The following is a 26,759-nucleotide window of genomic DNA, read 5'->3' as shown; positions in this document are numbered from 1 at the left end:
GAGAGGATCACGATCATGACCCAGTACCTGCTCAGCGTCTACCAGCCGGACGGCCCCATCCCCTCGCCCGAGGCCCTCGCCGCCATCGGCCGCGACCTCGACGCGCTCAACGCGGACATCCGCGCGGCGGGCGCCTGGGTGTTCTCCAACGGCCTCCTTCCGGTCTCGTCGGCCACCGTGCTCCGCCCGCAGGACGGCGAGGTGCTCGTCACCGACGGCCCGTTCGCCGAGGGCAAGGAGCATCTCGGCGGCTTCACGATCGTCGAGGCGCCCGACCTGGATGCCGCCCTCGAGTGGGGCAGGCGCCTCGCCATCGCCTCCACTCTGCCGGTGGAGGTGCGGCCCTTCGCGGGCTGACCGGAGCCCGTCGGATGGAGGACCAAGCGACCACCCCCGGGCCGGACGCCGCCGCGGTCGGATTCGTCTTCCGGGAGCAGTACGGCCGCGCCGTCTCGGTGCTGTACCGCGTCTTCGGCGATCTCGATCGCGCCGAGGACGCGGTGCAGGACGCCTTCGCCGCCGCTCTCGTGCGCTGGCCACGCGACGGGATCCCGCCCGCGCCCGCCGGCTGGATCATCACGACGGCCCGCCGCCGCGCGATCGACCGGCTGCGGCGGGACGCGGTGGGGCGCGAGAAGGAGGCGGAGGCCGTCCTGCTCGGGCGGCTGACCCGCGATGACACGGCCGACGCCCACTCCGGCGCCGACTCGGGTGGAAACACCGACGGAGACGCCGATGCGATCGCGGACGACCGCCTCCGGCTCGTCTTCACCTGCTGCCACCCCGCCCTGTCGCCGGAGGCCCGCGTCGCGTTGACGCTGCGGCTGCTCGGCGGCCTCACGACCGCCGAGATCGCCCGGGCGTTCCTCGTGCCGGAGACCACGATGGCGCAGCGCATCTCCCGGGCGAAGGCGAAGATCCGCGACGCGCGCATCCCGTACCGCATCCCGTCCGCAGATGACCTCCCGACCCGGCTGCGGTCGGTGCTGGCGGTGGTCTACCTCGTCTTCAGCGAGGGCTACGCGGCGAGCGCAGGCGACCGGCTCGTGCGGGAGGACCTGTGCACGGAGGCGATCCGCCTGGCGCGCGAGCTGCGCTCCCTGCTGCCGGACGAGGAGGAGGTGCTCGGCCTCCTCGCGCTGCTGCTCCTGGTGGATGCGCGCCGCGCCGCCCGGGTGGACGCCGACGGCGCGCTCGTGCCGCTTCCCGAGCAGGACCGCACCCGCTGGAACGCGGCGCAGATCGCCGAGGGGCACGACCTGGTGCGCAGGTGCCTGGCCCAGGGACGACCGGGGCCGTACCAGCTGCAGGCGGCCATCCAGGCGGTGCACGATGACGCCCCGGCCGCCGCGGACACCGACTGGCCGCAGATCGTCGCCCTGTACGACCAGCTGCTGCGCACCTCCCCCACTCCCGTCGTCGCCCTGAACCGCGCCGTCGCCGTGGCCGAAGTGGAGGGGAACGACGCGGGCCTGGCTGCGCTCGACCCGCTGCGCGAGACGCTCGCCGGCTTCTACCTGCTGCACGGCGTGCGGGCGGGGCTGCTGCGACGTGCTGGCCGCACCCGCGAGGCGGCGGAGGAGTACGCCGTCGCCGCCTCGCTGTGCGGGGGCGACGCGGAGCGCGCGTTCCTCCTCGGGCAGAGGGATGCGCTCACCGGGCGCGACTGACCCGGCCCCTTCGCTCGGCCCCCTTCCGTCTGCGCGGCCGCAGGCGCACAGTGGGGCCATGGACATCGCCTTCCTCGGGCTCGGCCGCATGGGCCGCGAGCTGGTCACACACCTCATCGACAACGGTCACCGCGTCACGGCGTGGAACCGCTCCCCCGAACCGGCGGAAGCCGTCGGACGCCGCGGCGCCCGCATCGCTCCCTCCGCCGCCGCAGCCGTCGAGGCGGCGGACGTCGTGATCACCGTCCTGTTCGGGCCGGAGGCGGTCCGGGAGACGGTGATGGAGTCGTCGCTCCCGATCCCGGTCGGGGCCCTGTGGGTCGACATCACGACCGTCGCTCCCTCCGACGCGGCCGATTTCGCCGCGTGGGCGGCCGACGCGGGCGTGCGGTACGTCCACTCGCCGGTCGTCGGGTCGCTCGCCCCGGCGCGTGCCGGCAGCCTCGCGGTGCTGATCGGCGGCGAGCACGACGCGGTGCGCGACGCCCGCGGTGTCGTCGCCCTGTGGGCGGACCCGGACAAGATCCGGACATTCGACAGCCCCGAGAAGGCGGCCGCGGCCAAACTCGTCGCCAACCTCGCCCTGGCCATCTCGATGGAGGCGCTGACCGAATCGCTCCGGCTGGGCCGCGCGGGCGGGCTCTCCACGGACGAGGTGCTCTCGATGCTGCCCCTCACGACCATCGCGCCCATCGCCGGTATGAAGGGACCCGTGGTCGCGTCCGGCGACTTCGACGACACGCAGTTCTCCGCGGCCCTGCTCGCGAAAGACCTCCGCCTCATGATCGCGACCGCCGATGCTCCTCTCCCGGCCGCCGCCCTGGTGGCCGCCGAACTCCAGCGGGCAGTGGATGCGGGCCTCGGCGACAAGGACTTCTCCGTGATCGCGCGCGACCGCTGAGGCGTTTCGCCCGGCCGGACGGGTTCCTTCCTGGCGTCCGCGGAGTACGGTCGGGGCATGCTCATCTTGGTGATCGTTCTCGTCGTGCTCTGGGTGATCCTCGCGATCGTCGGCTTCGCCATCAAGGGGCTGCTGTGGCTCGGGATCATCGGCATCGTCCTGGTGATCGCCACGCTGGTGATCGGGTTCGTCCGGCGCTCCGCACTTTCGAAGCGCAACCGCACCTGAGAGGTTGCCCGCGCCCGTCCACATCGGCGGTGCGCGGCGTAGAATTTTCTCACCAGCGTCCGAGACCCCGGCGCGACTCGCAACGATTCGGGGTCCGCCATGACGCAACCGTCCATCCCCTCGACGGCAGCACGCCTGACTGCCGTACGCCCGACTGCTGCGCGCTCGGCCGGGCGAGACGGGGGCTACTCGGAGCTCGCGACGCAGGTGCGCGAGGCCGGCCTCCTGCGCCGGCGCTACGGCTACTACTGGACCAAGCTCATCCTGGTCCCGGTCGTGACGGCCGCCATGATCGTCGCGTTCGTGCTCATCGGGAACAGCTGGTGGCAGCTCGTCACCGCCGTGGTGTTCGCGTTCGTGTTCACCCAGATCGCCTTCCTCGGCCATGACGCCGCCCACCGGCAGATCTTCCGCTCCGGCCGCTGGAACGATTGGATCTCCCTCATCGTCGGCGACCTGTTCGTCGGGATGAGCTACGGCTGGTGGCAGCACAAGCACACCCGGCACCACGCCAACCCGAACCAGGTGGGCGCCGATCCCGACATCGAGCTCCCGGTGATCTCGTTCACCGCGGCGCAGGTGGAGGCGAAGCGTTCGCGGCCGCTGCGCTGGCTGATCGGCCACCAGGGCTGGTTCTTCTTCCCCATCCTGCTTCTCGAGGGTCTGTCGCTGCACGCGTCCAGCGTGCGCCGCGTCTTCGCCCACGGAGTCCTGCGACGGCGGGCCGTGGAGATCTCCTTCCTCGCCATCCGGATCATCGGCTACCTGACGCTGGTGCTCCTCGTCCTCCCGCCGGGCAAGGCGGCCGCCTTCCTCGGCGTGCAGCTCGGGCTGTTCGGGTTCTACATGGGGATGTCGTTCGCGCCGAACCACAAGGGGATGCCGCTGGTGCCCCACGACATGAAGCTCGACTTCCTCCGCCGACAGGTGCTGATGAGCAGGAACATCCGCGGAGGACGCACCATCGACTTCCTGATGGGCGGCCTCAACTACCAGATCGAGCACCACCTGTTCCCCTCGATGCCCCGGCCGCACCTCCGCCGGGCGGCGCCGATGATCCGCGCCTTCTGCGACGCGAACGGCACCCGCTACACCGAGACGACCCTCCTGCACTCCTACGCGATCGTCACCCGCCACATCAACCAGGTCGGCCTCGGCGACAAGGACCCGTTCGCCTGCCCCCTCCTGGAGCTGCGCGAGGTCGCGTCGACCACCGAGTGACCGAGTCGCGACATCACGTCACCACTCGACGCGGATTCCGGCAACGGCTCACGACTCGGCGGCGCGGGCGCGCGTGGCGTGTCCGGCTCTGTGCTCTTCTCAACATCATCTGAGGGACCTCGTCACGATCCGTCGATCCCCTCGTCCAAGTAGGTGACGGGACCTCTGTAAGGTCGCGACGAACTCGCTAATTTTCGTGCCCGACTGCAACCCGCCAGGAATGGAGCATGAGCATGGGTAGCTTTCCCCGCTGGGTTCGATGGGCTTTCGGGCGTCCTCGAATCATCCACGCGGTACTGTGGGGAATCCTCGGCGCAGCGTGCGGAGCACTCGGAGTGAGTTACGCGATTCGCGGTCTCCCGAACTGGTGGCCATGGTTTCTGGCCACACTTTGGGCGTGGGCCATCGCCGGGGCCTACCTGTTCATTGCGCTGCGGGATCGAGGGCGCGGGACAGGCGCCTACGCGCCACCTGCTGCGCACCGGAGGGGCCAAGACTGGTGAGGCCCCTTATCGGTGGTGGTCACTCACGCCCGTGGCATGGTGGAGTAGCCGGCGAGAGGAGTTCACGGGCGCGGATCACAGAATCTCGCATCCACTAGGTCGCGCCGTCCACCGAGTGACCCAGTTGCGACATCTGGTCACCACTCGACGCGGATTCCGGCGATGGCTCACGACTCGGTGGCGCGGGCCACGCGTGGTGTCTCCGGCTCCCTGCTCTCGCGGATAGCGCCCCGCGTTCTGTCCCGATCGCGTCAACTCCAGCGGTTGCGCTTCGCCGTTCCACTGCGCGGTAGAACGCAGGACGGACTGCGGAAGCACTCCCTCTGTCGCGGCCCGCTCGAATGGGGTCAACACGAGCCACGGAATCGAAACGAATTCTCGGGGCTCTTCTCCCGGCTCTCCCCCTGCCCACGCCGAGAGTGAGTCTCGATCTGCAACAACCGTGAGGAAGTACGGGATTCTTCGGTACGGGACGTCGAGCGCGTCCACGTCAATGAAACGGCGGAAATCATCGCGTCGCGCGACGAGCACGACCGCATCAGGAAAACGACGACGTAGCACGGCGCGGCATCGAGTGTTCGGGAGAACCCACAACGGGAAACCAACGAGCGCCGCAAGGAGCACTGCGCCGAGCACCACCATCCCGATGGTCAGCTCCGTCGAAGAACCCAGCGATGACGTCCGAATCCGCTCGACCATCGTGAACACGAGGAAGATCGGCCACAGGAGGGCAACCGCGTAATAGGCGACCCACCGGGTGAGGACTCGGGCTCGCAAAGCTCCCCTATTCCCACTCATAGTCGACGGTCGGCTCACAGAAGCCGAATGGTGGCGACCAAACCAGAAATGAACATGATTGCGCCGATCACAACGCTCGCGCCGGCTCCCCACTTCACGTTCCACGCCGTGTAGACGGTTTCAGCGGTCTTGTCCCCGAATACCATCGAACCCGTTTTACGAAACGACTCGGCCGCCCCCTTGGCATGACGCCAGAGCAGAACGCCAACGATCGCGAACGCACCGCCGCTGAACATCAGGACGACTGTTCGCAACAAGTTGGCCACGCCATGTCTCCTCGCTCGGGTAGTCGAATTGTGACACAAGGCAGTGGCACGTTCCCGGCGGCTCCACGTTTGAAAGAGTGAATGTGTTTTCGCTACTCGGGAGGCCAGTGCCCTGCCGGCTCGGCAGTGACCGCTACCTGATCAATCTGGCGCGTCGCTCACAACCGCGGGTCGACAGGTTCTGACTCCATGGCCAGCACGGCGAACACCGCTTCGTGTACCCGCCACAACGGCTCGTGTTCCACGAAGCGGTGAAGCGACTCGAGACCGAGCGCGTATTCGCGTAGTGCCATCGAGCGCTTGTGGCCGACGTTGCGTTCGCGGAGTCGGTCCAGGCTCGATGGCTCGGTGTAATCCGGTCCGTAGATGATTCGGAGGTATTCGCGGCCCCGCACCTTGATGCCGGGTTGGGCCAGACCTCGCTCATTCCGCACGAGGCCGGTCGCTGGCTTGACGACCATCCCCTCGCCTCCGGCCTCGGTGAGCGCAGTCCACCAGTCGACAGCGGCTTCCACCGACAGGGGGTCGTCGAGGTCGATCTCGCGTCGCCGGGTCTCGCGGAACAGCAGCGGGTCGGCCGCGACCAGTCGGTCGGCCAGCGCGAGGTGCCAGGCGTGCTCCTTCTCGGCGTGCACGCCGCTCTCTGCGGCCAGCACCTGGAAGGGCGCGAGCTGGACTCCCTCGATGCCGTCGGTCCTTTGGACGTAGCGGCGGTAGGCGTCGACGTACCGGGCCGCGTCGCCTTGGCGTCGGCGCGTCCGGTCCAGGATCGGCGAGACGTCGAGTCCTCGATCGGTTGCGCGTTCCAGCGTCGCCACGGCGGCGGGCAGCGCGGATGCCGCCGCCGCGCCCACCGCGGCGTACTGCTCGCGAATGAGTGCACCGGCCTTCAGTGACCACGGCAGGATCTCCCCATCCAGCAGCAGCCAGTCGGTGTCCAGCTCCTCCCAGAGCCCGGCCCGGGAGACCGCCTCGTGCACGCGGGACAGCAACGCGTCCTCGTCGGCGGCCGACGGGAAGAACCGACGCCCCGTGCGGGTGTGGACGATGCCTCGCCACCCGTCGGGTGCACCGAACCGGGTCGCGTCGCGCGTCACCAGCGTCACTGCACGCGAGCCCATGTGCTTCTCTTCGGCGATGAGGCGCGTGACACCGCTCTTCCGGTACGCCGCGAACGCCTCGTCGGGGTGCTCTAGCATCCCGTCGCGGGACGACGGCCCCGGCGGCGACATCGTCGGCGGCAGGTAGAGCAGCCAGCGCGGGTCCACTGCCCACCGGCTCATCGTCTCGAGAGCCCCGAGGGCGAACTCCGGGCGCAGCCTGATCTTCCCGGAGGTGCGCGTCTCGATGATCGGCGTCTCCAGCACGTCCTCGATCCGGAGGACGTCGTCGTCGCGCTCGGCGGAGGTGTCGACGGCGACTGCGAACGGGCGAGCGGGCTCGCTCCAGACCTGCTCGGCGGGCACGGCGACGAGCTCGCGTTCCGGGTAGCGCAGTGCTGTCAGCGCGCCGCCGAACACGCAGCCGGTGTCGAGGCACATCGTGTTGTTTACCCATTCGGCGCGTGGCACGGGCGTGTGTCCGTAGAGGACGGTAGCCGCGCCACGGTAGTCGCGGGCCCAGTCGAGGCGCACGGGGAGACCGTACTCGTCCTTCTCTCCCGTGACGTCGCCGTACAGCGCGAAAGCCCGAACCCGACCCGACGCCCTCCCGTGAAACTGTTCGGGCAGGCCCGCGTGCGAGACGACCAGCCGGCCGTCGTCGAGCACCAGGTGCGAGACGAGTTGGCGGCAGAACGCCTGCACCTCGTCGCGGAACTCCGGCGACTCCTCTGCGAGCTGCGCGAGGGAGGTCTCCAGCCCGTTCGCCACAGTCACCTTGTCGCCGTGCAGCGCCCGCGCGAGCTTGTCCTCGTGGTTGCCGGGGACCGCGATCGCGTGTCCGGCGGCGACCATCCCCATCACCAGGCGGAGCACGCCGGGCGTGTCCGGTCCACGGTCGACCAGGTCACCGAGGAAGAGCGCGCGGCGGCCATCCGGATGGACGGCGTCGACCGGCCGGCCCTGGCTGTCGCGCGCGATGTCGTAACCGAGCCGGGCCAGGAGCGTCTCGAGCTCGGAGCGGCAGCCGTGCACGTCGCCGATCACATCGAACGGCCCGTGGTCGTCTGCACGGTCGTTGAGCAGGCGAGTACGGACGATCGTCGCCGCGTCGACCTCCGCCTGATCGCTGAGGACATGCACCGTCCGGAACCCCTCGCGGCGCAAACTCGACAGACCGCTGCGGAGCTGCTTCGACTGGCGACGGATGACCTCCGCACCGAAGCCCCGATCGTCACGGGCCTCCGTGCGCTCGACGGCGACGCGCTCCGGAACGTCGAGAACGATCGCGACGGGCAGCACGTCGTGCTCCTTGGCCAGTGCGACCATGCTCTTGCGCGCCGTGGCCTGGACGTTCGTAGCATCGATCACGGTAAGCAGGCCGGCGCGAAGCCGCTTGGCCGCCACGAACCGCAGCGCCTCGAAAGCGTCGCCCGTCGCGCTCTGACTGTTCTCGTCGTTGGAGACCAGCCCCCGGAAGGCATCGCTGGACAGTGTCTCCCACGCGCCGAACTTCTCACGCGCGAACGTCGACTTGCCTGACCCGCTGACTCCGACGAGCACGACGAGGGAGGTGGCGGGGATGCGTAGCTCGGTCATGCGGACGCCTCCTTCCGGAACAGGGCCATTTGCGTCGGCGGTCCGAGCACGGCATCCGGCACTCCGACCGGCCGGAACTCCACTCGATAGCCGTATCGATCGGCGACCTCGCCGGCCCATCCGGCCAGCTCCGCCCTGGTCCACTCGAACCGGTGATCAGGATGCCGGAACTCCCCGGCAGCGAGAGTCGGGTAGAGGGAGTTGTACTCGGCGTTCGGCGTCGTCAGGATCACCGCGGCCGGCGTCGCCAGGCCGAACACCGAACGCGCGAGGGCGTCGAGACGCTCGGGCTCGACGTGCTCGATGACCTCCATCAACACGATCGCGTCGAGTCCCGCGATCCGGTCGTCCTGGTACGTGACGGACGACGGGTGCAGCTGGATGCGCTCCCGCTGGGCATCGCTGCGCTCGGCGAGGTCGAGGCGTCGCGCCGCCGTCTCGAGCGCCGCGGGTGAGACGTCGGTTCCGACGATCCGGGTGAACCGCGGGTCGACCACCAGCCGGGAGAGCAGTGCGCCGGGTCCGCACCCGACATCCGCGACGGTTCGCGCACCGACATCCTGGAGCGCCGCCAGCACCGCGTCGCCGCGCAGCCGGTTGAGCGGCCGGTTCGTGTCTTCGCCCCCATCGGCGCCGGAAGCGCTGTCGGTCGCCGTGTCCGCCGGTCCGGGACTCTGATCGAGCTCGGCGAGCCGCGCGGTCGCCGCGACGACATACTCGCGCTGGTGGGCGAGGTAGCGCTTGGAGATGAGATCCCGCTCCGGGTGCTGGGCCAGCCACCCTTCGCCTGCGCGCAGCAGCTTGTCGACCTCGGCGTCCGCGACCCAGTAGTGCTTGGCGTCGTCGAGCACCGGGAGCAGCACATAGAGCTGCCGGAGCACCTCCCCGAGGAGCGTTGTGCCACGGAGGGTGATGTTCGCGTACTGCGACCGCCCCCATTCGGGATACTCGCCATCGAGCAGCGTCTCCGACTGCTCCACGGACAGGCCGAGCGGCACGAAGAGTCGCTCGGGAAGGTCGTCACCACCGCGGAGCGGTACCGCGTGCAGCCCGATCTCCACCTCCAGCGGGGAGGCGGCGAGCTCCGGACGCGCGTCGCAACGGCCGGTCATCGCCGTGCGGAACACCGACCCGAGCGCAACGGCGAGCATCGACCCGGACGCGTACGGGCGATCGTTGACGTAGTGCCCGAGCGTCCCAGCATCACCACGGAACCGCTTGCTGCGGACCAGTTCGATCGGGTCGACCTCCAGCATCAAAGCGGCCGTGCAGTGCTCGTCATCGAGCTCCGGATAGAAAACATGCGCATGCCCGACAGGCAGCTCGAAGTCATGCACCCGGTCAGGATGCTTGTGCAGCAAGAACCCGAGGTCACCGGGTTCAGAGCCGCGGTAGGTGACGGTCAGCAGCACGCGGCGCCCTCCCCTGGTCGATTGTCGGCATTGCCGCCGAGACGCTCCGCCGCGCCCTCAGCTTTCAGTGTATGGTCCCGCAGCCCGTAGGCCCGGGAGATGACGGCGCCGGGTAGTTCCTGCTAGCGGACAAGTACCTGGCCGGTTGGAGACCCAAGACGCTCTGAACAGCAGGCGAAATGCCACCGTGTCCGCTGAAACCACTTCAGCCTTATCGCGCCATCGCGAAGCTCGGCTGGACGCTCCGCGTCGCTACCGCCTGCCCGTTAGTGTTATGGCGCGTCAGGGTCCGGTTCGCGCGCGGCCCAGTTCTTGTCGTCGGCAGAGGCCTCGTTCTCGTTATGAGGGACGGAATTCCAGAAGACCCGCAGATTCTTCCCGCCGCTGAGGCCGCTCGGCTGAGCAACCCAGCCGAGGAAGTGCTCGACCCCATTGCGGGACGAACCGCCGGAAACGAAGAAGCCCCCGATCCCAGTGTTTCCATGGGATCGGGAGCTTCTCGCCACCTGCGGTGTTGGTGCGCCCCCAGGGACTTGAACCCTGAACCCATTGATTAAGAGTCAATTGCTCTGCCGATTGAGCTAGAGGCGCATCCGATCCGGTTTCCCGAACCGAGGCTCAACATTAGCATCCGTTTCGCGGTTCCCGCCAATCGAGGATCGCTCGGCTCAGCGGAGCTCTTTCCGGGGCATCACGACCTCTTTGATGATGAGGATGATGCCCGCCGAGATCGGGATCGCGACGAGCGCCCCGGGCAGGCCGAACAGGGTGGAGCCGGCGAGCGCGGAGATCAGGACGACCGATCCGGGCACCTGCACCGCCTTCCCCATCACCCGCGGTGTGAGGATGTACGCCTCCACCTGCATGTAGACCAGCATCAGCAGGAGCACGACGACGCCGCTGACCGGCGAGTGGATGAACGCCAGCACCGACATGACCGCCGTCGTCAGCACCGTCCCGATGAGCGGGATGAGCGTGATGAAGAACGCGGCGAGCGCGATGAGGAAGGCGCCGGGCACCCCGGTGACGAGAAGCAGGATGAGGCTGAAGACCGAGTTGCAGAACGCCAGCACCACCATCCCGCTCAGGTACTTGCCGAAGTTCTGCAGGATGCGCTCGGCGTAGCTCTCGAACCGGTCGCGGTGGGAACGGCTCACCAGACGGTAGGCGGCCTGCTTGGTGGAGTCGTACGAGGCGATGAAGTAGATGGTGAGGATGGCGATGAAGAATCCGGTCGTCACCGCGTTCAGCACCGACAGGCCGAACCCGACGAGCCCGTTGCCGATGGTGGCCCAGGTCTGCGGGTTCTGCACCTGCTCCGAGATCCAGCCGACGATCTGCCCGACCACGCCGTTGCTGGCCTGGTTGACGGTGTCGAACCAGCCCTCCGCCCGCAGCTTGGTGATCTCCTGCGGAACGGCCGTCGCGAGGAACGAGATCTGCTGCACGATGAGCGGGACCACGACCCAGATGATCGCGACCAGCACGGCGACGATGATCAGGATGACGGTCACGATCGCCCAGACGCGCGGCATCCCCCTCCGCTGGAACCAGCGGATCAGCGGGTCGAGGCCGACCGTCGCGAACATCGCGAGGAAGACGGAGAAGATGATGGAGCGCAGCCCGTACAGCATGTAGCCCGTCGCGACCGCGCCGATCGCGCCGAGGGCGATGAGGTAGCCGAACAGGAAGGGGCTGCGCCGCAGCAGCGGCTCCGGGGCGGCGACGCGCTCGCGCGCGCTCACGGGTCTCCGGATGAAACGCATGGTGCCTCCGCTCCGCCCCGCAGGGCTACCGCGAGCGTATTGGGAGCAGGCACCGGCCAACAAGCTCCGCCGAGCGCAGAACGTCCGGCAGCGCGCGTCAGAGCATGTCGTCGAAGGTCCGGCGCTCCCCCTCGTCGTCGGAGCCGCTGGAGCCGTCGGCGGGCTCGGCCGCCGACTTGTGCGGCGCCAGCTGCGCGGTCAGGGTGCGCAGCTGCGACAGGAGCTCGTCGTCGTCGATCTCCTCCCCGACCAGCTCGACCGGCTCGCTCACGATCTGGCTGGCCGGCCCGAGGAGGAGCTCGACCTCGTCGGTCTCCCCCTGCATCGTGCGCCCCGGCACGAAGATCGTGTCGGCGATGCCGTGCCGGGCCAGCGCCCGCGCATAGTCCAGCAGCGCTTCCGCGAGCGCATCTCCGGTATAGAACGTCGAGCCCGCGTACACGATCTTCCTCATGCGTCCACTCCTACCCGCGGGCAGGTCACCTGCCAAGGGCGCGACGCTAGGCTCGGATCGTGCCTGACACCGCATCCCCCGCCCTCGCCGCCGATCTCGACCTCGCCCTCCGGCTCGCAGAGGAGGCGGATCGCATCTCACTGACGCACTTCCGCGACCGCGACCTGCACGTCGAGACGAAGCCCGACCGGTCGCCGGTCACGGAGGCGGATCTGGCGGTGGAGCGCGCCATCCGCGAGACCATCGCCGCCGAGCGCCCGGAAGACGGCATCCTCGGCGAGGAGTACGGCACGGAGGGCGACACCGCCCGCCAGTGGATCGTGGACCCCATCGACGGCACCGCGAACTACCTGCGCGGCGTGCCGGTCTGGGGAACGCTCATCGCCCTCGCGGTCGACGGCGTCCCCCGCGTCGGCGTGGTCAGCTCCCCCGCCCTCGGCCGCCGCTGGTGGGCCGTGGCCGGCGGCGGAGCGTGGACGACGGATGCGCCCGGCGCCGAGCCGCGCCGCATCCGCGTCTCCGGTGTCGCCGACCTGGAGCACGCCTCCCTCAGCTTCCAGAGCATCGCGCAGTGGGACGAGGCGGGCTACCTCGACCGGCTGATCGCGCTCACCCGCCGCATCTGGCGCGACCGGGCGTACGGCGACATGTGGTCGTACATGCTGCTCGCCGAGGGGCTGGTGGATGCGGTGGCCGAGTTCGGCGTGAAGACCTACGATCTCGCCGCCCTCATCCCGATCGTGGAGGAGGCCGGCGGCTCGTTCACCTCGGTGGACGGCACGCCCGGCCCGGGCAACGGGTCGTCGCTCGCCTCCAACAGACTGCTCCACCCCGCCCTGCTGGAGGCCCTCGCCGACGCCGGGCCGCTCCCCTAGGCTGGCTTCGATGAGCGAACAGACCCCCACGACGACGGAGCCGTTGGTCCACATCGCGAACTTCCGGATGGACTTCGGGCGCACGACGGTGATCCGCGATCTGTCCTTCGACATCCGCCGCGGCGAGACCTTCGGGTTCCTCGGCAGCAACGGCTCGGGCAAGACCACCACGATCCGGGCACTGCTCGGCATCTACCAGCCGACGGCGGGCGTCCTGCACATCGACGGCCGGCCGTTCAGCCCGGAGGCGGGTGAACGCCTCGGCTACCTGCCGGAGGAACGCGGACTCTACAAGAAGGAGTCCGTCATCGACGTGATGGTGTATTTCGGGCGCCTCAAGGGCCTCGGCGCCGAACAGGCCAGGCGGTGGTCGCGCGAGTATCTCGAACGCGTCGGCATCGGCGAGAAGGAGAAGGTGCGGCTCGACAAGCTCTCCGGCGGCCAGCAGCAGAAGGTGCAGCTGGGCGTGACGATCATGAACGAGCCGGAGCTGCTCATCCTCGACGAGCCGACGAAGGGTTTCGACCCGGTCAACCGGCGCCTGCTGATGGACATCATCGACGACCAGAAGCGCGCAGGCTCCACCGTCATGATGGTGACCCACCAGATGGAGGAGGTGGAGCGCTTGTGCGACCGCGTCATCCTCCTGAAGGACGGCGTCGCCCGCGCGTACGGCACGGTCGAGGAGGTGCAGGAGCAGTTCGGCGGAACGATCGTCCAGGTCGACCACGACGGCGGTCGCCTCCCCGACTCCGCCGCCTACCGCATCCTGTCGGACGAGGCCGGGCACGCCGAGCTGGAAGCCGCAGAGGGCGCCGACCCGTCCGCCATCCTGCGCGGACTGGTGGATGCGGGCGTCCCGGTCTCCCGCTTCTCGCCCACCCGGAAGTCGCTCGACGACATCTTCGTCGAGGTCTACGGCGCCGAGAGCCGGGAGGAGGACTGAGCCATGGCCCGCCACAACCTGAGCACCGTCATCTCGTTCGAGTTCCGCCGCACCATCACGAAGCGGCGGTTCTGGGCGATCACCCTCATCATCCCGATCCTGGTGTTCGGCCTCGGCGGCCTGATCATCGCGTCGAACGTGTCGACCGCGAACACCGCCGACCAGCAGAAGAACTCCCGCTTCGAGTTCCTCTATACCGACGACTCCGGTCTGATCGACGCGACCATCGCCAAGGAGTACGGCGGCACGCGGATCACGTCGGAGGCGGAGGGCGTCGAGGAGGTCCAGATCGGCGGGACGCCGGCCTACTTCGCGTACCCGGCCGATCCCGCGAAGCAGACCGTCCGCGTGTACGGCGAGGACTCCGGCGTGTTCCAGAACAGCAAGTACTCGGCCGTCGCGGAGTCGCTCCTGTCGGCGAGCGTCGAGCAGAAGCTGGACAGCCCGACGGATGTCGCGGTGCTCCGCGGTGACGTGAAGACCTCGACCACGACGTTCGCCGACGGCAAGCGCGCGCCCGGCTTCGAGGCGATCCTGCCGGCCCTCGTGTTCCTCGCCGCCTTCTTCATCGTCATCGTGTTCCTCGGCAACCAGATGCTGAACTCGACGCTCGAGGAGAAGGAGAACCGCGTCACGGAGATGATCCTGACCACGATCAACCCGACGAACCTGCTGCTCGGCAAGGTCATCTCCCTCTTCGCGATCGGCATCATCCAATTGGCGGTGTTCGCGCTGCCGATGCTCATCGGGTACCTGTTCTTCCGCGACCAGCTGCAGCTGCCGAACTTCGACCTGAGCGGGCTGGTGTTCGATCCGCAGAAGATGATCGTCGGTGCGCTGATCCTGATCGGCGGTTTCGCCCTGTTCACCGGGACGCTGGTCGCGGTCGGAGCGGTGATGCCGACGGCGAAGGATGCGGCGCCGGTGTTCTCCGTCGTGATCTTCGCCGTCGTCATCCCCCTGTACGCCTCCGGCTTCGCCATCAGCTCCCCCAACTCGCCGATCGTGCAGCTGCTCGCGTACTTCCCGTACACCGCGCCGATCACGGCGCTGATCCTCAACGCGTTCGGGTCGCTGCCGCTGTGGCAGGCGATCATCATCATCGTCGAGCTGTTCGTGCTCTCGGTGGTCGTGCTGCGCATCGCAGTCCGGCTGTTCCGGTACGGGTCGATCGAGTACTCCAGCAAGGTGCGGATCCGGGATGTGCTGGGCCGCCGCACGGAGCGCGCGGAGCCGACGCGGTCGGCGGGAGGCGCCTGATGCGCGCTGTGGTGGTGACCGAGCCCGGCGATGCGGAGGTGCTGACTCTCGCCGAACGCCCCGATCCGGTGCCCGCCGCCGGAGAGGTGCGCATCCGCGTCACCGCCGCAGGCCTCAACGGCGCCGATCTGAGCCAGCGCCGCGGGTACTACCCCTCGCCGCCCGGTGCGCCCGACTGGCCGGGACTCGAGGTCTCGGGCATCGTGGACGCGGTCGGCGACGGCGTCGATGCCTGGAACGTCGGCGACCGGGTCTGCGCGCTCCTGCCCGGTGGCGGATACGCCGAGCTGGTGACGGTCGACGCGGGGCTCGTGCTCCCCGTGCCGGACCAGGTGGACCTGGTCGAGGCGGCCGGGCTTCCCGAGGTCGCGGCGACGGTGTGGTCGAACGTGTTCGAACTCGGCCGGCTCGCGGCGGGTGAGACCCTGCTCGTCCACGGCGGGTCGAGCGGCATCGGCACCATGGCCATCCAGCTCGCCCGGGCGCTCGGCGCGGAGGTCATCGCGACCGCGGGCAGCGAGGAGAAGGCGGCGTTCTGCCGGGAGGTGGGCGCGCAGGCCGCCTTCGACTACCGGCGGCAGGACTTCGTGGAGGCGGCGCGCGCCTTCACCGACGGTCGCGGGGTGGATGTGGTGCTCGATATCGTCGGCGGCGACTACATCGCGCGCGACCTGGACGCCCTCGCGACCGGCGGCCGCATTCTCTCGATCGCCGTGCGCGACCGCACGCCGGCCGCTGTCGACATGGGTCTGCTGATGCGGAAGCGGGCGAGCATCCACGGCACGACGCTGCGCGCCCGGCCGCTCGCCGAGCGCGTGGCGATCATCGCCGCGGTGCGCACGAACGTCTGGCCGCTGCTCGCCGACGGGCGCGTGCGCCCGGTCATCGACTCGGTGTTCCCCCTGGAGGATGCGGCGGCCGCCCACCGGCGGATGGAGTCGTCGGCGCACCGCGGGAAGATCCTGCTGCGCGTCGGCTGACCGCATCCACCGCTCCGGCCGCGATCGCGCCGATCGCGTAGGCGAGCAGGTCGGTCCACTGGAAGGTGGTCCCGAGGACGAGCGCGACGGCGGGTACCGCATCCGCCAGCGCCGCGGGCACGCCCGTCAGCTGGAAGAGCTCGACGGCGGCGCAGATGGCGAAGGCGACCAGGGTCACGAGCCGCGCGGGCGCCCGCGGGGCCAGGAACGCGATCGCCACGACGATCAGGGCCGCGTACAGCGCATCGCCGAGGAAGGCGGCGACCGCTCCGTCCATCCCGCGTGCCACCGCGAGCCCGACGACGACGAGTGCGACGCCCACCGCTGCGAGGAGGATGCGACGCCGACCTGTTCCCATTGTGCGAGGCTAACGGGCCGCACGGAGGTGCCGCGTCATCCCCGCGACGCAACCCGGTCCGTCGGTGGGAGGATCGGAGCATGACCGACGACGCCCTCACCGACGACGCCCTGTACGCCCTCCCGAAAGCCGAGCTGCACCTCCACATCGAGGGGACGCTGGAGCCGGAGCTCGCTTTCGAGCTCGCGGCCCGCAACGGCGTCGACCTGCCCTATGCGACGGTCGAGGAACTGTCGGCGCAGTACGACTTCGACGACCTGCAGTCGTTCCTCGACCTGTACTACGCGACGATGGCCGTGCTGCGCACGCGGGAGGACTTCGCAGAGTTGACGAGACGGTACCTCCGCCGCGCGCACGCGCAGGGCGTCCGGCACGCCGAGCTGTTCTTCGACCCGCAGGCGCACACCGCGCGCGGCGTCGCGTTCGACGACGTGGTGGACGGCATCGGCGACGCCCTGGACGAGGCCGGGCGCGAGTTCGGGATGTCCGGCGGTCTCATCCTGTGCTTCCTGCGCGATCAGCCGGTCGCCTCGGCCGAGGAGGCCCTGACCGCCGGGCTCCGCCGAACGGACCGGATCGTCGGCGTCGGGCTGGACTCCGCCGAGGTGGGGTATCCGCCGTCGCTGTTCGAGGACGTGTACGCCCGCGCCCGCGCCGCGGGCCTGCATGCCGTCGCGCACGCCGGCGAAGAGGGCCCGCCTGCGTATGTGCGGGAGGCGCTCGACCTGCTGCACGCCGAGCGGATCGACCACGGCATCCGCTCGATCGAGGACCCGGAGCTGGTGGCCCGGCTCGCCGGGGAGCACATCCCGCTCACGGTGTGCCCGCTCTCGAACGTGCGGCTGCGCGCGACCCCGGACCTGAGAGACCACCCCCTGCACCGGCTGGATGCGGCGGGCGTCCGCGTCACGGTCAACTCGGACGATCCCGCCTACTTCGGCGGCTACGCCGGGCAGAATTTCGCCGCGGTGCGGGATGCCCTGGGCCTCACCGCGGACCAGGCCCGCCGGTTCGCCCGCACGTCGATCGAGGCCTCGTTCGCGTCGGACGAGCGGAAGGCCGAGCTCCTCGCCGAACTGGACGGCTGGGGCGCATGACCCGGCGGGATGTCCGGACGGCGGACGGCCGTGCGCTCCGCTTCTTCGACACCGGGGGCGCGCCCGGCGCCCCCGTGCTCGTCTGGCATCACGGCACTCCGCAGACGGGCGCCGTGATCGCGCCGGTCGCCGCCGCGGCCGAGGCCCGCGGGATGCGCGTCGTCTCCGTCACCCGTCCCGGCTACCCCGGCTCGGACGTCCGTCCGGGGCGATCGATCGCCGACGCGGCTCTCGACGTCCTCGCCGTGGCCGACCTGCTCGGCGTCGAGCGGTTCGTGACGGTCGGCGCATCCGGCGGCGGCCCGCACGCTCTGGCGCTGGGGGTCCTCGACCCCGCCCGGGTGACCGCGATCGTCACGCTCGCGGGCCTCTCTCCCTTCGACCGCTCCCCGGACTGGTTCTCCGGGATGGCATCCCCCGGCGCCCTGCGCGCCGCCCTCTCCGGCCGCGAGACCCGCCTCGCCTACGCCGAGACCGCGGAGTTCGACCCGGAGTCGTTCACTTCACGCGACTACGACACGCTGAACGCGGACTGGGGCCCGCTCGGCGCCGACGCGGGCGCTGGGGCCGCCGAAGGGCCCGCGGGCGAGGTCGACGACGATCTCGCCTACGTGTCGCCGTGGGGGTTCGACCTCCGCGCCGTCCGGCCTCCCGTCCTCCTGGTGCAGGGCGGTTCCGACCGCGTCGTCCCTCCCCAGCACGCCGCATCCCTCCTCGAACGCCTCCCCGACGCCGAGCTCTGGATCCGCCCGCGCGACGGCCACGTCTCGGTCCTGACGGCCCTCGGCGTGACGCTCGACTGGGCGCTGGCCCAGACGCCGGCCTAGCTGCGAGCCCGTCCTCGGACGGACCGGCCGCCGCATCCCCTGTGGGTAGACTCGAACCGCCCCCACCTTCGACGGAGTGACATGTCTACGCGCAGCGCACGTGTGGCTCGCGGCCTCATCGCCGCCGGCTTCGCGACCTTCGTCGCCGCGCTGTTCCACGTCGCGGGCGGCGGCCTTCCGCCGAGCGCGGTGGCGCTGACGCTGAGCCTGGTGTTCTCCGGGCTCGGCTGCATCGTCCTCGCCGGGAAGCGGTCCGCCCTGTGGCGCTCGGCTTCCTCCGTCGGGCTCAGCCAGTTCCTGTTCCACGCGCTGTTCTCGCTGAGCCCGTCCGCGCACTTCGCGGGCGCCACCGGCCACCTCCATCCCGGATCGCACCTGACGATGGTCACCGACGGCGTCGTTCCGATGCCGTCCGTTCCGATGGCCGCCATGTCGCTGGGCGGACCGTGGATGTGGCTGGCCCACGCCGGCGCGGCCGTCCTGACCGTTCTCGCGCTCCGGTACGGCGAGCGTGTCTTCACCGCCGTGTCCGAGTTCACCGCGTTCTCGCTGCGACGGCTCCTGGTCGTCGCAGCCGTCGTGGACGTCCCTGTGCCGCCGATGCGCGTCGAGACCGTCCCGGTCGTCCTTCCGGCCCGCACGATCGTGCTCGGCCGTCTCCGCCACCGGGGTCCCCCGGCACTGATGGGCCCGGCCTGAGCATTCCGCTCCTCGCCGGGCAGAGGTCTGCCGCGTTCGCGGTCCTTCCCATCCACCTGCCTACCCGACCGCTGTCCGCGGTCGAGAATCGGACCCATCCCATGAACACGCGTTTCCTCCTGGGCGCCGCCGCCACCGTGGCCGCGACCGCCCTCGCCCTCTCCTTCCCCCTGGCCGCCAGCGCCCACGTCCGGGTGAACCCGGACCAGGCGCAGCCCGGCAGCTACGCCACCCTCACCTTCAAGGTGCCCACCGAGTCGGCCACCGCCGGCACGGTGAAGCTCGAAGTGGACCTCCCCACCGACACCCCGTTCACCTCGGTCTCCTACCAGCCCCTGACCGGCTGGACGACGCAGGTCGTCACCGAGAAGCTCCCGAAGCCGGTGAAGACGGATGACGGAACCATCACCGAGGCGCCCGTGAAGGTGACCTGGACCGCCGACCCGGGCGTCCAGGTCGCGCCCGGCGAGTTCCAGCAGTTCGTGATCTCGGCCGGAGCGGTGCCCGACACCGGCAGCGTGCTGCTGCCCACCCACCAGACGTACTCGGACGGCACCGTCGTGGACTGGGACGAGAAGACGCCGGCCGATGGGAAGGAGCCGGAGCACCCCGCCCCGACCCTGTACATCGACGACGCGCCGCCCGCGGAGGACGGCGCCGCCGGGCCGCTGGTGACGAGCGCACCGACGGCACCGGCCCCGGCGGCGACCTCCGCGGCGGGCAACGCCGTCGCGATCGGTCTCGGGATCGGTGGCCTGGCGCTGGGAGCGGCGGCGCTCATCGTGGCGGTGTTCGCGCTCACCCGTCGCGGCACCGCGACGGCTCCGCGGGGCTGAGACCGTGACCTCGGCACCACGTCGTCGGCCGCGGCCGACGGCGCTCTCCGCCCTGACCGGAGTCGCGCTGGCTGCCCTGCTCGCCGTGATCCCGGCCACGGCGGCCGACGCCCACGACTACCTCGTGCAGAGCACGCCGTCGGCCGGCTCGACCCAGTCGACGCCGCTCGAGAGCGCATCCCTCACCTTCAACGACCGGGTGCTCGACCTCGCCGGCGACGGCTCGTCATCACTGGTGCAGGTCACCGACACGGCGAACCGCCACTACGAGACGGGATGCCCGGCCATCGCCGACCGCACCGTCACGGCTCCGGTGGCCCTCGGTGCGCCGGGTCCGTACACGCTGAGGTGGCAGATCGTCTCGGCCGACGGGCACACCGTCTCCGGGACCATCCCGTTCACCTATCAGCCGCCGGCGGGGGCGACCGCTGCGCCGGGCAGCGCTGGCCCGCCCGCGTGCGCGGCCGGGGCCGCAGCAGCGAGTGGACGGAGCACCGATGCCGCGACGTCGACGCCCGCCCCCGCGGCGAGCGCCGCCTCCGATTCCGGGAGCATCGGGCTGGTGATCGGCATCGGTGTCGGGATCGTGGTGCTCGCCCTGATCGGGGTGCTCGTGGTCGTGCTCACGGGCCGCAAGCACCGCGGCGGCCCGGGAGCGGACGGAACCGTCTGACCGCTTCGCGCCGGCGGACGACCCGACCGTCGTCCGCCGGCGCGGAGCCTCCACTCCCCCCGCGTCACTGCCGAGCCATCGCCACCCGCAGGCGCTCGTCGTCGTCGATGAAGTGGTCGTTGTCGTCCAGGCCGGCATCGAGCTGCACCCAGCGGATGCGTCCAGTGAACCTGCTCGTGGCGGTCGTGTAGTCCGGCGACACCGGGGTCCCCGCCTCGTAGCCGACGTCGGTCGTCTCGTCGGCGGAGAAGACCATGGGCTGGGTCACCGCGATCCGGCCGGACCCGACCTCGCGGCCGTCGTAGTAGAGCGTGAGGTTCCCACCTTTCGCAAGACCGCCGCCGTCGTAGGCGAACTCGGCCCGGACCTGCCGCGTCCCCGCTGGAACGGGCTCCCCGGCCTCTGTCGTGAAGAGCTGGATGCCGAGGACGTTGTACGTGAACCGTGCGACCCCGTCGACCAGGTACAGCGCCCATCCGCCGAACCGGCCGCCCTGGGCCACGACGACCCCGGAGGCCCCGCCGTCCGGGATCTCCAGTTCGGCCGTCACCGAGAAGGATCGGTTCTTGAGGTTGATGACGCTGTTCTCGGAGAGCCGCCCCATGCCCGGATACAGCAGCTGGCTGTTCCCCTGCACGAGGACAGGCCGCCCGGCCAGCTGCGGGCTGATCCGTTCGGCGGTGCGGTCGTCGAGCGGGACCACGTTGTACTTCACCGCTTCGATCAGCCAGAGCCGTTGCAGCGCGTGGAGCCGATCCGGCTGTTCAGCGGACAGGTCGCGCGCCTGGCTGTAATCGGTGCTGCCGTCGTACAGCTCCCACACGTCGTCGTCGAAGGCCGGGACGGTGCCGCCCAGCAGGTTCCAGGGCGTCCGGTGCTTCGTCACGGCGCTCCAGCCTTTGAAGTAGATGCCGCGGTTGCCGAACATCTCGAAGTACTGGAGCTCGTGCCGCTCCGGCTCGTCCGCGGCGTCGAAGCTGTAGATCATGCTGGTGCCCTCGATCGGCGACTGCTGCACCCCGTTCACGAACGTGGGCTCCGGGAGCCCGGCGGCCTCCAGCACCGTCGGCGCGACGTCGATGCAGTGCGTGAACTGCGACCGCAGACCACCCTTGTCGGTGATGCGCTCCGGCCAGTGCACGATCGTCCCGTTGCGGGTGCCACCCCAGTGCGATGCGACCTGCTTCGTCCACTGGAACGGCGTGTCCATCGCCCAGGCCCAGCCGACGGCGTAGTGGTTGTACGAGCTCGGGCTGCCGAACTCGTCCATCTTGGAGAGCAGGAACTCCGGCGTCTCGAGGGCCGCCATCCCGTTGAAGTTCGCCATCTCGTTGAAAGCGCCGTTCAGCGTGCCCTCGGCCGATGCGCCGTTGTCGCCGATGATGTAGAAGATCAGCGTGTTGTCTAGGATCCCGAGGTCCTCGACGGTGTCGAGCACCCGTCCGACCTGGTGGTCCGTGTGCTCGAGGAACCCGGCGTAGACCTCCATCTCGCGCTCCAGCACGGGCTTCAGCTCTTCCGGCATGTCGTCCCACGCCGGGATCTCCGCGTTGCGCGGGGTCAGCTCGGCGTCGGCCGGGATCACCCCGAGCTCCTTCTGCCGGGCGAAGGTCTGCTCGCGCAGCGCGTCCCAGCCGCCGGCGAACTTCCCGGCGTACTTGTCCGCCCACTCCTTCGGCACGTGGTGCGGCGCGTGCGTCGCTCCCGGCGCGAAGTACACGAAGAACGGCTTGTCCGGCATGAGCGCCTTCTGCGTCCGGATCCACGTGGAGGCGTGATCGGCGAGGTCCTCCGTGAGGTGGTATCCCTCCTCGGGAGTGGCGGGCGGCTCGACGGGGGTCGTTCCGTCGTAGAGGGCCGGGTCCCACTGGTTGTCCTCTCCGCCGATGAAGCCGTAGAAGGTCTCGAAACCGCCTCCGGCGGACGGCCAGGCGTCGAACGGTCCCATCGGCGACGACTGCCACACCGGCACCTCGTGGCACTTGCCGAACTGCGCCGTGGAGTACCCGTTCAGCTTCAGGGTCATCGCGAGCGGCGCCTTGGTGTTCGGCCGCAGCGAGCTGTTGCCTGGCGCGGAGGTCGCGGTCTCCGTGATGCTGCCCATGCCCACCGAATGGTGGTTGCGCCCGGAGAGCAGGGCTGCCCGCGTCGGCGCGCACAACGCGGTCGTGTGGAACCGGTTGTATTTCAGGCCGTTCGCGGCGAGCCGTTCGGCGTTCGGCGTGGCGCACGGGCCGCCGAAGGCGCTGGATGCCCCGAACCCGACGTCGTCGAGCAGGATCACCAGAACGTTGGGCGCGCCCTCCGGCGGGCGCAGCGGGGTGATCGGCGGGTACGACGTCTCCGGATCCTTCGCGTCGTAGGTGGTGAGCCCGGGCGCCGGGCGGTCCGGGATGGGGAGGACGCTGCGCGCTGCGCGGTCGACGGTCATGACGGCTCCTCTCAGATGCGCCGGCGGCGCGGGGTCAGGGCGGCGCCGACGACGGCGGCCTTTGCGACGGGCGCGGGGCCCGGTGTGACGGCGCGCGTGACGACGGCGGCCTTGGCGACGGGGGCGCGGACGACGCCGACGCGCCCCACTCGTGCTGGTCTCAACATCTCAGACTCCCTGCTCTTCCTGCGTTTTCCGCTGTTCCTGCTGTTCCAAGTCCTCTGCGGCCTCCAGCTCGGCCTCCGCCTCCAGGGCGTCGGCGATGTCCTGGCTGTGGATGCGCCCATCCGCGATGAGCCGCCCGCCGGCCCTGCGTGCGGCGGCCGCGAACGGAGCCGCCCACACGTTCTCGTAGACGATGGCGCCGGCGACGCTGCCCGGCTCCATCGCCTCGGCCAGGGTCGCGATGTCCGCCTCCGCGAGGAAGTCGGCGAGCTGCTCCGCGAGCGTCGCGAGGGCCGACGGGCCCTGCAGCTCGGACAGCTCGACGGCCTCGACGGAGCCGTCCTCGTCCTTGACGAGCACGATGGCGTCGACGAGGCGGATGGTGCCGGCGTCGACGAGCGCCAGGAGCTCGTCGATCACCTCGCCGGAGAAATTCTGCTGCCCCGGCGGGAATTCGATGATCACGAAATCGATCGGGGCGACGGAGTCATTGTCGTCGGTCATGGGTGTCCCTCTCACTGGTCCGGTCATTTCCGGGGTCAGTGTCGCAGGGAAGGTCCCACCGTGGACAGGCAGTACTCGAGGGCTGCGGGAAGCCGCCCGATGTCGCGCACGACCGGGCGGAGGCGATACCGTCCCCTCGTGACCGCGACCATCGCACAGAGGCCACCGCGGGCACATTCCGTACTCCATCGCCGCAACCGGTGATCGTCGAAGGGACCAACGAATGGCCAGGGCTCCGATCGGCGGGCATCGCGAACTCGCCGTACTCCGCATCGATGAAGAACTGTCGTCGGCGGCGCAGTGATGAGCGCCGCGCAGCGCATCCCGCTCAACACCCTCGCGATCGCCTTCGGCCTCGCCGGGCTCGCCACCATCTGGACCGTGGCGGCCCGCCTCCTGGGCGTCCCGGAACCCATCGGGCAGGCACTCTGGGTGGTCGTCGCCGTCTCCTGGATCTGGCTCATCGTCGCGCACCTGCGCCGCGGCGCCAGGAGCGCCGAGACCCTGCGACAGCAGTTGAGGCATCCCGCGCAGGGCCCCATCGCCGCGCTCGTCCCTGTCGTCGGGATGCTGCTCGGCGCCGATCTGTACCGCTTCACGCCGATCGCCGGCAGCGTCGTCGTCATCGTTGCGATCATCGTCGCCGCGGCGTTCGCCGGCTGGGTGCTGGCGTTCTGGCACAGCGGCAGCCTGCCCCCTGAGGCGTTCCACGGCGGCTACCTGCTGCCGACCGTGGCGGCGGGCCTGATCGCGGCGACCACGTCGTCCAGGATCGGTCTGCCCGGGATGGCGATCGGAGCCTTCGGCGTCGGCGTCTTCTTCTGGATCGTCATCTCGACCGTGCTCCTGGCGAGACTGGCGTTCTTCGCCGCTCTTCCCGACGCGCTCACGCCCACCTGCGCGATCCTGCTCGCACCACCCGCCGTGGCCGGAACCGCCTGGTTCACGATCAACGGCGAGCAGGCCGACCTCGTCTCCACCGTGCTTCTGGGGCTGCTGGTGCTCATGGCGCTGCAACAACTCGCGCTCCTCCCCCGCTATCGCAGGCTCACCTTCACGCTCGGCTTCTGGTCGTTCACGTTCCCGATCGCGGCCGCCGGCGCCTACGGCATCGAGTGGGCCTCCCTCGCCGCATTCCCCGGCTGGCAGGTCGTCTCGTGGGGCCTCGTCGTCATCGTCACGGGCGTGATACTGGCTGTCGCCGTGGGCTCACTCCTTCTGGTGACGCGTGTCCGCCGAGGCGTGATGCGCGCCGAGATCCCGCTTCGGCACGCGGACGATGCGGTGGAACGGCGATGAGCCGACGTGGGCGGTGGGACTCGGATCTGGTCGCGCGGGAACCCGCTCCACTAGGGTCTGGGCATGAGCACTCGATTCGCGCGAGCGGGATTCTCCATCGCTGCCGTTGCAACCATGATCGTCCTCGCTGGGTGCTCCTCGTCCGGTTCCTCGTTCACCGGCGACTGGGGTCAGGTCGCACCCGGGAAGCCCTCCTTGACCATCACGTCCGATGGTTCCTTCTCGGGTACCGACGGCTGCAACCCGCTCAAGGGTCAGGGCAGCATCTCCGGCGACACGTTCACGTTCGGGCCCTTCGCCTCGACGCTGAAGGCGTGCGAGGGAGTCACCCCGTGGCTCAACCTCGCCGCAACGGCGAAGGTCGACGGCAACACCCTCACCGTCTATCGATCCGGTGATACCAAGATCGGGACCCTCCAGCGGCGCTGAGCCGGGGATGAGTTCTGTGGACTCCGGTCGCCTCCGCTTCGATCACGACGCAGTCCGGTCCGCAGCCGGCCTGTACGACGCGGGAAGGCGGGCTCGCGAGCGGGTGCCGCGCAGCATCCATGCGACGTATGCACCGGCGAAGGATCGCGATCCCGTCGGCGTCCTCCGTCGGCAGCACGAGCACCGCGTCGCGGAGCTGATCCCGCTCCGCCTCGAGCGGATGACCGAGAACCCCTTCGCCTTCTACCGCGGTTCTGCCGCCATCCAGGCGGCCGACCTGCGCGACGGACCCCGGACGGGCATCGACGTGACGATCTGCGGCGACGCGCACGTCGCCAATTTCGGCATCTTCGCCTCGCCGGAGCGCAGGCTCGTCTTCGACCTCAACGATTTCGACGAGGCCGCCTACGGGCCGTGGGAGTGGGATGTGAAGCGCTTCGTCACGAGCGTGGTGATCGCTGCGCGCCAGCGAGGATTCTCGGAGGCGAAGGCCGAGAGGGCGGCATCCGAGGCGGCGGCCGCGTACCGGACGGCGATGAGGCAGTTCACCGGGCTGGGCGCGCTGGAACGCTACTACCTGCGCGCGGACGTCCGCGGAGGCCGGCGGGCAGCGAGCTCGCAGAAGGTGCTCGACCGCGCGATCGCGGAGGCCTCCCGCCGCACGTCGGAGCGGGTGGTGCGCAAGATCACCGAACGCGCCCCCGACGGCACGACGGCGATCATCGAGAGTCCGCCACGACTCACCCACATCCCCGAGGCGACCGAGCGCAGGGTGCTCGCGATCGCGCGCGAGTACGCCACCACCGTCCCCGCCGACATCGCGCTGCTCCTGTCCCAGTACACCGCGACGGATGCCGTGCGCCGGGTCGTCGGCGTCGGCAGCGTGGGGACGCGGTGCTACATCATCGTGCTCTCGGGGCCGGCCGGCGAGTCCTTGGTGCTTCAGGTGAAGGAAGCGACCGAGTCCGTCGTCGTGGAGTTCGGCGGTGCTCCCGCGGGATGCGCTCCCGCTTTCGACGATCACGCCCACTCCGCCGAGCACGGTCACCGTGTCGTCGCCAACCAGCGCGTGCTGCAAGCCGTGAGCGACCCGTTCCTCGGTTATGTCACGCAGGACGGGCATGCGTACTACATCCGGCAGTTCCGCGACCAGAACGTGTCCATCGACACGGAGACGCTCGGATTCCGGCCTTTCGCCGACTACGTCGACGCCTGCGGCACCGTCCTCGCGCGCGCCCACGCCCAGTCGCCCGACGCTCCGTTCATCTCGGGCTACCTCGGCGGCGGCACGGCATTCGACGCCGCGGTCGTCGCCTGGGCCTTCGCCTACGCGGACCAGGCGTACGCGGACTATCTGACCGTCCGCCAGGCGGTGGCCGACGGCCGGTTCTCACCGACAGCGCCGGACAGCCTCGATCCTGCGGCGTCCCGGGTGGAGTAGGCGGCCTCACTTTCCCCGGAA

At 70.0% G+C, this 26,759-nt stretch carries 26 protein-coding genes and 1 tRNA gene; 17 read left to right on the top strand and 10 right to left on the bottom strand.

Annotated features, from left to right (window positions below):
- Positions 1 to 15 precede the first annotated feature (15 nt).
- The 5 genes from BJ963_RS03055 (at position 16) to BJ963_RS03035 (ending at position 4,020) form a co-directional block, all read left to right on the top strand.
- Positions 16 to 357, top strand: a complete 342-nt coding sequence (locus tag BJ963_RS03055; RefSeq protein ID WP_089912050.1) for a YciI family protein — start codon at positions 16 to 18, stop codon at positions 355 to 357.
- A gap of 14 nt (positions 358 to 371) precedes the next feature.
- On the top strand, positions 372 to 1,670 hold the full coding sequence (locus tag BJ963_RS03050; protein WP_179454531.1) for an RNA polymerase sigma factor: 1,299 nt from the start codon (positions 372 to 374) through the stop codon (positions 1,668 to 1,670).
- A 58-nt stretch (positions 1,671 to 1,728) separates the two neighbouring features.
- On the top strand, positions 1,729 to 2,571 hold the full coding sequence (locus BJ963_RS03045) for an NAD(P)-dependent oxidoreductase (RefSeq protein WP_179454529.1): 843 nt from the start codon (positions 1,729 to 1,731) through the stop codon (positions 2,569 to 2,571).
- Positions 2,572 to 2,628: 57 nt separating this feature from the next.
- A complete protein-coding gene (locus tag BJ963_RS03040; protein WP_172824198.1) occupies positions 2,629 to 2,799 on the top strand; it encodes a hypothetical protein in 171 nt (56 codons plus the stop codon).
- A gap of 99 nt (positions 2,800 to 2,898) precedes the next feature.
- Positions 2,899 to 4,020 (top strand): fatty acid desaturase family protein, encoded by a 1,122-nt coding sequence (locus BJ963_RS03035; protein WP_179454527.1) that lies wholly within the window; start codon positions 2,899 to 2,901, stop codon positions 4,018 to 4,020.
- A gap of 1,315 nt (positions 4,021 to 5,335) precedes the next feature.
- Here the strand turns inward: BJ963_RS03035 and BJ963_RS03030 are convergent.
- The 6 genes from BJ963_RS03030 to BJ963_RS03005 form a co-directional block, all read right to left on the bottom strand.
- Positions 5,336 to 5,587, bottom strand: coding sequence for a hypothetical protein (locus BJ963_RS03030; RefSeq protein ID WP_179454525.1), 252 nt, complete (start codon positions 5,585 to 5,587; stop codon positions 5,336 to 5,338).
- Between the two features lie 158 nt (positions 5,588 to 5,745).
- The gene (locus BJ963_RS03025) at positions 5,746 to 8,286 is read right to left on the bottom strand and encodes a polynucleotide kinase-phosphatase (RefSeq protein ID WP_179454523.1); all 2,541 of its coding nucleotides are present in this window, start codon (positions 8,284 to 8,286) and stop codon (positions 5,746 to 5,748) included.
- Entirely contained in the window at positions 8,283 to 9,698 is a 1,416-nt protein-coding gene (locus BJ963_RS03020; RefSeq protein ID WP_179454521.1) for a 3' terminal RNA ribose 2'-O-methyltransferase Hen1, read from the bottom strand. Before BJ963_RS03020 ends, BJ963_RS03025 begins: the two co-directional genes overlap by 4 nt.
- Positions 9,699 to 10,213: 515 nt before the next feature.
- Positions 10,214 to 10,289 (bottom strand) — tRNA-Lys (locus BJ963_RS03015).
- Positions 10,290 to 10,366: 77 nt separating this feature from the next.
- Positions 10,367 to 11,443, bottom strand: coding sequence for an AI-2E family transporter (locus BJ963_RS03010; RefSeq protein ID WP_231946779.1), 1,077 nt, complete (start codon positions 11,441 to 11,443; stop codon positions 10,367 to 10,369).
- A 118-nt stretch (positions 11,444 to 11,561) separates the two neighbouring features.
- On the bottom strand, positions 11,562 to 11,918 hold the full coding sequence (locus BJ963_RS03005; protein ID WP_179454520.1) for a hypothetical protein: 357 nt from the start codon (positions 11,916 to 11,918) through the stop codon (positions 11,562 to 11,564).
- A gap of 59 nt (positions 11,919 to 11,977) precedes the next feature.
- Between BJ963_RS03005 and hisN the strand changes: the two genes are divergently transcribed.
- Genes hisN through BJ963_RS02985 form a run of 4 tightly spaced genes read left to right on the top strand, consistent with a single transcriptional unit; the run spans position 11,978 to position 15,979 of the window.
- Positions 11,978 to 12,793 carry a histidinol-phosphatase gene (gene hisN, locus BJ963_RS03000; protein WP_179454519.1) on the top strand — a complete coding sequence of 272 codons (816 nt, stop codon included), beginning with the start codon at positions 11,978 to 11,980 and terminating at the stop codon, positions 12,791 to 12,793.
- Between the two features lie 10 nt (positions 12,794 to 12,803).
- Positions 12,804 to 13,739 carry an ABC transporter ATP-binding protein gene (locus BJ963_RS02995; protein ID WP_179454517.1) on the top strand — a complete coding sequence of 312 codons (936 nt, stop codon included), beginning with the start codon at positions 12,804 to 12,806 and terminating at the stop codon, positions 13,737 to 13,739.
- Positions 13,740 to 13,742: 3 nt separating this feature from the next.
- On the top strand, positions 13,743 to 14,999 hold the full coding sequence (locus tag BJ963_RS02990; protein WP_179454515.1) for an ABC transporter permease: 1,257 nt from the start codon (positions 13,743 to 13,745) through the stop codon (positions 14,997 to 14,999).
- Complete coding sequence (locus BJ963_RS02985) at positions 14,999 to 15,979, top strand: NAD(P)H-quinone oxidoreductase (protein WP_179454514.1); 981 nt, start codon at positions 14,999 to 15,001, stop codon at positions 15,977 to 15,979. The genes BJ963_RS02990 and BJ963_RS02985 overlap by 1 nt, the downstream gene beginning before the upstream one ends.
- Here BJ963_RS02985 and BJ963_RS02980 read toward each other — a convergent pair.
- The gene (locus tag BJ963_RS02980) at positions 15,882 to 16,337 is read right to left on the bottom strand and encodes a ribosomal maturation YjgA family protein (protein WP_179454512.1); all 456 of its coding nucleotides are present in this window, start codon (positions 16,335 to 16,337) and stop codon (positions 15,882 to 15,884) included. The two genes, BJ963_RS02985 and BJ963_RS02980, sit on opposite strands and share 98 nt — an antisense overlap.
- A gap of 80 nt (positions 16,338 to 16,417) precedes the next feature.
- On the opposite strand from BJ963_RS02980, the gene BJ963_RS02975 reads away from it, so the two are divergent.
- The 5 genes from BJ963_RS02975 to BJ963_RS02955 all read left to right on the top strand — a co-directional run bounded on the left by BJ963_RS02975 (position 16,418) and on the right by BJ963_RS02955 (position 20,469).
- The gene (locus BJ963_RS02975; RefSeq protein WP_179454510.1) at positions 16,418 to 17,434 is read left to right on the top strand and encodes an adenosine deaminase; all 1,017 of its coding nucleotides are present in this window, start codon (positions 16,418 to 16,420) and stop codon (positions 17,432 to 17,434) included.
- Entirely contained in the window at positions 17,431 to 18,261 is an 831-nt protein-coding gene (locus BJ963_RS02970) for an alpha/beta fold hydrolase (RefSeq protein WP_179454508.1), read from the top strand. Before BJ963_RS02975 ends, BJ963_RS02970 begins: the two co-directional genes overlap by 4 nt.
- Positions 18,262 to 18,342: 81 nt before the next feature.
- Positions 18,343 to 18,960, top strand: a complete 618-nt coding sequence (locus BJ963_RS02965; RefSeq protein WP_218857006.1) for a hypothetical protein — start codon at positions 18,343 to 18,345, stop codon at positions 18,958 to 18,960.
- Positions 18,961 to 19,061: 101 nt separating this feature from the next.
- A complete protein-coding gene (locus BJ963_RS02960) occupies positions 19,062 to 19,796 on the top strand; it encodes a YcnI family copper-binding membrane protein (RefSeq protein ID WP_179454506.1) in 735 nt (244 codons plus the stop codon).
- A gap of 4 nt (positions 19,797 to 19,800) precedes the next feature.
- Positions 19,801 to 20,469, top strand: coding sequence for a copper resistance protein CopC (locus BJ963_RS02955; RefSeq protein WP_179454504.1), 669 nt, complete (start codon positions 19,801 to 19,803; stop codon positions 20,467 to 20,469).
- 64 nt (positions 20,470 to 20,533) lie between these two features.
- Here BJ963_RS02955 and BJ963_RS02950 read toward each other — a convergent pair whose 3' ends face one another.
- Genes BJ963_RS02950 through BJ963_RS02940 form a run of 3 tightly spaced genes read right to left on the bottom strand, consistent with a single transcriptional unit; the run spans position 20,534 to position 23,569 of the window.
- Positions 20,534 to 22,900, bottom strand: coding sequence for an arylsulfatase (locus BJ963_RS02950; protein WP_179454501.1), 2,367 nt, complete (start codon positions 22,898 to 22,900; stop codon positions 20,534 to 20,536).
- An 11-nt stretch (positions 22,901 to 22,911) separates the two neighbouring features.
- Positions 22,912 to 23,067: a hypothetical protein gene (locus tag BJ963_RS02945; protein ID WP_172824199.1), complete on the bottom strand. Its 156-nt coding sequence runs from the start codon at positions 23,065 to 23,067 to the stop codon at positions 22,912 to 22,914.
- A 1-nt stretch (position 23,068) separates the two neighbouring features.
- Complete coding sequence (locus BJ963_RS02940; RefSeq protein WP_179454499.1) at positions 23,069 to 23,569, bottom strand: DUF6325 family protein; 501 nt, start codon at positions 23,567 to 23,569, stop codon at positions 23,069 to 23,071.
- Between the two features lie 303 nt (positions 23,570 to 23,872).
- Here BJ963_RS02940 and BJ963_RS02935 point away from each other — a divergent pair, with 303 nt between their 5' ends.
- The 3 genes from BJ963_RS02935 to BJ963_RS02925 all read left to right on the top strand — a co-directional run bounded on the left by BJ963_RS02935 (position 23,873) and on the right by BJ963_RS02925 (position 26,738).
- Complete coding sequence (locus BJ963_RS02935) at positions 23,873 to 24,868, top strand: SLAC1 family transporter (RefSeq protein WP_179454497.1); 996 nt, start codon at positions 23,873 to 23,875, stop codon at positions 24,866 to 24,868.
- A gap of 63 nt (positions 24,869 to 24,931) precedes the next feature.
- Positions 24,932 to 25,297, top strand: coding sequence for an META domain-containing protein (locus BJ963_RS02930; RefSeq protein WP_179454494.1), 366 nt, complete (start codon positions 24,932 to 24,934; stop codon positions 25,295 to 25,297).
- Positions 25,298 to 25,313: 16 nt separating this feature from the next.
- Positions 25,314 to 26,738 carry a DUF2252 domain-containing protein gene (locus tag BJ963_RS02925; RefSeq protein WP_343037218.1) on the top strand — a complete coding sequence of 475 codons (1,425 nt, stop codon included), beginning with the start codon at positions 25,314 to 25,316 and terminating at the stop codon, positions 26,736 to 26,738.
- Positions 26,739 to 26,759 lie beyond the last annotated feature (21 nt).

It is taken from the genome of Leifsonia soli (assembly GCF_013408745.1).
Classification (GTDB): Bacteria; Actinomycetota; Actinomycetes; order Actinomycetales; family Microbacteriaceae; genus Leifsonia; species Leifsonia soli.
This window is presented reverse-complemented; position numbering and strand designations above follow the sequence as displayed.